The sequence below is a fragment of the Streptomyces sp. 8K308 genome (genome assembly GCF_004348315.1).
In the GTDB taxonomy this organism is placed as follows: Bacteria; Actinomycetota; Actinomycetes; order Streptomycetales; family Streptomycetaceae; genus Streptomyces.
In genome coordinates this window covers 1-1,851 of sequence record NZ_SMKC01000588.1, presented here as the reverse complement: position 1 = coordinate 1,851, position 1,851 = coordinate 1, and the positions used below count along the sequence as shown (strand labels likewise).

General features: G+C 77.1%; 1 protein-coding gene. It reads left to right on the top strand.

Annotated elements, in window-relative coordinates:
• On the top strand, window positions 1-1,851 hold a 1,851-nt coding region (locus tag E1265_RS35945; protein ID WP_279571501.1), incomplete at both ends, for a beta-ketoacyl synthase N-terminal-like domain-containing protein.

The following is a 1,851-nucleotide window of genomic DNA, read 5'->3' as shown; positions in this document are numbered from 1 at the left end:
CTGCTCACCTGGGCGCCGGGCCCGGAGGCCGCCGCCATCGCCGCCCAGCTGAGCCGCCGCGGACCGCTGGTGCTGGCCGGCGCGACGCAGAACCAGGCCCATGAGCTGGCCCGCGCGCTGACCACCGACGCCGCGGTCGAGGTCCCCGTGGTCACCGCGGTCCCCGGCGACCCGGCCGATCCGGCGACCCTCCGACGGGCCCTCGCCGCGCTCCCCGAGGGCTCGCCGCCGGCCGTCGTGACCCACCCGGCCGTGCCGGGCGCGGCCGTCCACCTCGACCGGCTCACCCGCGACCGGCCGCTGTCGGCCTTCGTGGTGATCACCCCGTTCGCAGTCGCGCCCCTCCTGCCGGAGGACCCGGCGACGGTCGCCACGAACGCCGGCCTCGCCGCGCTCGCCCGGGCCCGCCGCGCCGCCGGCGCGCCCGCCACCCTCATCGCCTGGGCGTCGACCGGCACCGCGCTGCGCCCGCTGCCCCCCGAACTCGCCGCCGCCACCCTGGCCTTCGCCGAAGGCGGCGGCGACGCCCTCGTCGTCGCCGACCCCGACTGGGAGGCACTCGCCGCCGAGCGGCCCGACGCGCTCACGCACCCGCTGTTCGACGCGCTCGCGGAGGTGCGCACCCTGCGACGGCGCGCCGGCCGGCAGCCGGCCGGCCCGGCGGCCGGCGATCTCGGCTCCCGCCTCGCCTCGCTGTCGCCCCGGGAGGCCGAGCACACCCTGCTCGACCTCGTCCGCACCCACGTCGCCCGGGTACTCGGCCACGCCCGCGCCGCCACCGTGGAGACCGGCCGGACCTTCCAAGACCTCGGGTTCGACTCGCTCACCGCCGTCGAACTGCGGGACCGGCTCGGCGCGGCTACCGGGCTGCGGCTGCCCAGCGGACTGCTGTTCAACCAGCCCACGCCGCTGGCCCTCGCCCGCCACCTGGCCGATGCCCTGCGCGGCCCGGCCGCCGTCGTCCCGGCGGAGACGCCGGCCGCCGGCACGGGGCCAGGCGCCGACCCTCGCCACGAGCCGGTCGCCGTGGTCGCCATGGGCTGCCGCTTCCCGGGTGGCGTCACCTCGCCCGAGGAGCTGTGGCGGCTGGTCGCCGAGGGACGGGACGCGGTCGGCGAGGTGCCGGCCAACCGGGGCTGGGACCGCCGCCCCTGGTACCACCCGGACCCGGACCACCCCGGCACCTCCTACGCCCGGCGCGGCGGATTCCTGCCGGACGCGGACGCCTTCGACGCCGAGTTCTTCGGCATCAGCCCCCGCGAGGCGCTGGCCATCGAACCGCAGCAACGGCTGCTGCTCGAAGTCGCCTGGGAGACCCTGGAACGCGCCGGCATCCAGCCCGCCGCACTCCGTGGCTCACGGACGGGCGTGTTCACCGGGATCATGACCCAGGACTACGGGCCGATGCTGCACCAGGCCGACAACGCGGTCGGCGCCTACCTCCTCACCGGCAAGACCGGAAGCGTCGCCTCCGGCCGCATCGCCTACACCCTCGGACTCGAGGGACCGGCCGTCACCGTCGACACCGCCTGCTCGTCCTCGCTGGTCGCCCTCCACCAGGCCGCCCAGGCCCTGCGCAACGGCGAGTGCGACCTGGCGCTGGCCGGCGGCGCCACCGTGATGGCCACGCCGGGGCTCTTCTTCTCCTTCAGCATCCAGCGTGGGCTCTCCCCGGACGGCACGTGCAAGGCGTTCTCCGCCTCAGCCGACGGCACCGGCTGGGGCGAGGGCGTGGGGTTGCTGCTGCTTGAGCGGCTCTCGGACGCCCGGCGTCACGGGCACCAGGTGTTGGCCGTGATCCGTGGTTCGGCGGTCAACCAGGACGGCGCGTCCAACGGCCTGACCGCGCCC